The sequence below is a fragment of the Vibrio sp. D173a genome, from assembly GCF_030248475.1.
Genome location: NZ_JAHGAH010001570.1, coordinates 1 through 669, shown reverse-complemented (window position 1 = coordinate 669; position 669 = coordinate 1). Strand labels below are relative to the sequence as shown.

At 46.2% G+C, this 669-nt stretch carries 1 protein-coding gene; it reads left to right on the top strand.

The features are described from left to right. A partial coding sequence (locus tag KIV40_RS34805; RefSeq protein ID WP_285354025.1) for an aromatic amino acid transport family protein occupies positions 1–669 on the top strand: 669 nt, incomplete at both ends.

Here is a 669-nt window from a genome sequence, read left to right as displayed (position 1 = left end):
CTTTATGGCACTTTCATTGAGAAGGTGTTCGGCATAAACGAAAAACGCCAAACTCCGGCTCATACAAAACAAGATGGTGTGGATTACGTTCCAATGTCGACACCAAAGGTTTACCTTGTGCAACTGCTTAACATTGCAGGTGTTGGTCCAATCTTCGGCCCTATCATGGGTGCCTTATACGGCCCAGCAGCAATGCTTTGGATTGTGCTCGGTTGTATCTTCGCAGGTGCCGTACACGACTACTTCTCAGGTATGTTATCTATCCGTAATGGCGGTGCTTCGGTTCCAACCATCACAGGACGTTACCTAGGCAATGGCGCAAAACACTTTATGAATATCTTTGCCATTGTTCTGCTTCTTCTTGTGGGCGTGGTATTCGTATCAGCTCCAGCAGGCATGATCACGAACCTAGTAAACGACCAAACTGATTTCGCGATGTCTGCAACAACGATGGTTGTGGTTATCTTCGCTTACTACATCATCGCAACAATTGTCCCTGTTGATAAAATCATTGGTCGCTTCTACCCACTGTTCGGCGCACTGCTTATCTTTATGTCTGTTGGCCTAATCACAGCAATTGGCTTCTCCGATGAACACCAAATCATGGGTGGTTTTGAAATCAGTGACATGTTCACTAACATGAACCCGAACGACCTACCACTTTGGCCT